Genomic DNA, 2,836 nt, shown 5'->3' on the forward strand with positions numbered 1-2,836 from the left:
TCATGAGCTCAACCGAGCACGACCACCACGCCAGCGTCATCTCCCACCTGCCCCACGCCATCAGCTTTTCGCTAGCTAGCAGCGTACTAAAAAAAGAAAACAAAAAAAATATCATCGCGCTAAGCGGCACGGGATTTAACGGCATGATCAGGATCGCCAAAAGCTCGCCCGTGATGTGGACGGATATCTTTAAACAAAACAAGCAAAATTTAATAAATTCGATAGACCTTTTCAAAAAAGAACTTGACGAATGCGAAAATTTAATCAAAAACGAGAAGTGGGACGAGCTACGAGAATGGATGAGCGAAGCTAGAAAAATACGCGAAATTTTATAAATTCGGGGGTAAATTTACCTTAAATTTATCGCTTTTTAGTAAAATCGGCGTCTTTAAGATTTAGGAGATTTTATGAGAAGACGCGGCAATGGGAATTTGATATTTTTCGGCGTTATTATTTTGCTTTTAGTTGCGGCGATAGCTTTTTTATTTACTTCAAAAACATTTGAACGCGAAGCGCCTAGCATCGCCATCTCAGATCAAATTTACTGGAACCTAACCTCGCCTCTGCCGATCAAAATAACCGACGAAAGCGGCGTAAAATCGGTTAAAATTTCGCTCGTAGACGAAAAAGGCAGCGTAAATTTGCTAACTCAAAAATTTGAAGCGCCGTCTGAGATCGTCGATTTAAATTTAACCTTTCCGAAAACTGGATTCGGCGCGCAAAAAGATATCTACAATATCGTGATCGAGGCCACGGATACTAGCAAATGGGGATTTTTCCTCGGCAATACGCAAAAAAAAGAGGTCAAAATCACCGTCGATAACAAAAAACCCGACGTAAATATCCTAAACCACTCGTACGCCATCACGAAAGGCGGTAGCGCGACGGTCGTGTTTAAGGCTACCGACGAAATGCTAAAAGAGGTCTATATCGAGACGAATTACGGTAAGAAATTTATCCCAAGCAAATTCGTAAAAGACGGCTACTACGCTTCGCTAGTGGCTTGGCCGGCGCAGCAAGGCTCGTTTAGCGCCGACGTCGTAGCGCTTGATGCGGCGGGAAATATCACAAAAAGCAAGATAAGATTTTTCTACCAAGACAAAAAATACCGCATCTCAAAGATAAAACTGGACGGCCAAAGTAGATTTTTAAACGAGAAAATCCCTGAGCTAGCGCAGCAATACGCCAAAAATTACGACGCGATGAGCAATCTGGAAAAAATGAAATTCGTAAATGAAAATCTACGCGAGGCAAATGAGAAAATAATCTCGCAAATCGCTGCAAAAGTCGAAATAGACGCGGCGGAAAATTTTAGCGTAAATAAATTTTACCCGCTAAAAAACGGCAAAGCGGTGGCGAGCTTCGGCGACCACAGATACTATACCTTTGAAGATAAAGACGTGAGCGAAAGCTGGCACATGGGTATCGACCTAGCCTCGACGCAAAAAGCCGACATCGTCGCTAGCAACGACGGTACGGTTGAATTTGCCGCAGAAAATGGCATCTACGGGCGTAACGTCCTGATAAATCACGGATTTGGCCTTTTTTCGCTCTACGGACACTGCAGCTCGCTAAATATCAAGGCCGGCGACTCCGTCAAGGCCGGCGACGTCATCGCAAATACCGGAGTTACGGGCCTAGCGATGGGCGATCACTTGCACTTTGGCATGCTGGTGCAAGGCATAGAAGTGCGCCCCGAAGAGTGGATGGATAACGGCTGGATGAAAGATAACGTAACCGGCGTTTTGAACGCGGCCAAAAAAATGGTCGAATAAATTTACCGTTTTGTTGTAAATTTGTTGTATAATGGCAAGAATAAGAAAAATAAGGGCGAAAATTTGAAACAAACAACCATAAAATCAACCGTAGAAGGCGTAGGTATCGGGCTTCACAAGGGCGAGCCGATAAAAATCACGCTTGAACCGCTCGGGGCGAATTCGGGAATAATATTTTACAGAAAAGACCTAGGAGTGAGCTTTAAGGCAGAGCCGAAAAACGTCATAAATACCCAAATGGCTACCGTAATCGGCGGCAAAGAGGGCTACATCTCGACGATCGAACACCTGCTAAGCGCGATAAACGGCTACGGTATCGACAACGTCCGTATCGTCCTAGACGCCAATGAAGTTCCCGTTATGGACGGCTCGGCGATAAGCTACTGCATGATGCTAGATGAAGCCGGTACGGCGGAGCTTGACGCGGACAAAAAAGTAATCGTAATCAAACGTCCGGTAGAAGTAAACAAAAACGGAAAATTCGCCAGAGTAACACCGTCAAATAATCCAAAATTCGACTTTACGATCAAATTTGCCCACCCGATAATAGGCGAGCAAAACTACGTGTTCGAGTTTAGCAAACAAGCCTACATCGAGGAGATTGCGCGCGCTAGGACGTTTGGATTTTTAAAAGACGTGCAGATGCTAAGGGCGCAAAATTTAGCCCTCGGCGGCAGCCTAGATAACGCCGTAGTTATCGACGATAATAAAATTTTAAATCCTGAAGGCCTGCGCTTTGAAAACGAATTCGTTCGTCATAAAATTTTAGATGCGATCGGCGATCTAAGTCTGATGGGCGCGCCTTTGATGGCTGATTATACTAGCTTTGCGGGTAGCCACGAGCTAAACCACGAGCTAACGCTAGCCATCCTAAGCGACGATAAAAACTACGAAATCGTCACACTAAAAGGCGATTTCGCGCGCGAGTACCAAAAGGTATTTGCATAAAAAATATCCAAATTTTAGTTATCGCTCTTAGCTCGCCGCTAATCGTTGGCATTTATGACAAAAACGGCGAGCTTATAGAGCAAATTTCTAGCGAAGAAAAATCCGACGTCTCT

General features: G+C 44.6%; 3 protein-coding genes. All 3 read left to right on the forward strand.

What is annotated here, in order from left to right; translation table 11 throughout:
- The coding region (locus Q0218_RS01870; protein ID WP_297965726.1) for a prephenate dehydrogenase dimerization domain-containing protein at positions 1-335 on the forward strand (335 nt) is incomplete at its 5' end.
- 72 nt (positions 336-407) lie between these two features.
- Positions 408-1,775, forward strand: coding sequence for a M23 family metallopeptidase (locus Q0218_RS01875; protein ID WP_297965728.1), 1,368 nt, complete (start codon positions 408-410; stop codon positions 1,773-1,775).
- Positions 1,776-1,838: 63 nt separating this feature from the next.
- The gene (gene lpxC / locus Q0218_RS01880; RefSeq protein ID WP_295144988.1) at positions 1,839-2,723 is read left to right on the forward strand and encodes a UDP-3-O-acyl-N-acetylglucosamine deacetylase; all 885 of its coding nucleotides are present in this window, start codon (positions 1,839-1,841) and stop codon (positions 2,721-2,723) included.
- Positions 2,724-2,836: the final 113 nt, after the last annotated feature.

It is taken from the genome of uncultured Campylobacter sp., assembly GCF_938039245.1.
Lineage (GTDB): Bacteria > Campylobacterota > Campylobacteria > Campylobacterales > Campylobacteraceae > Campylobacter_A.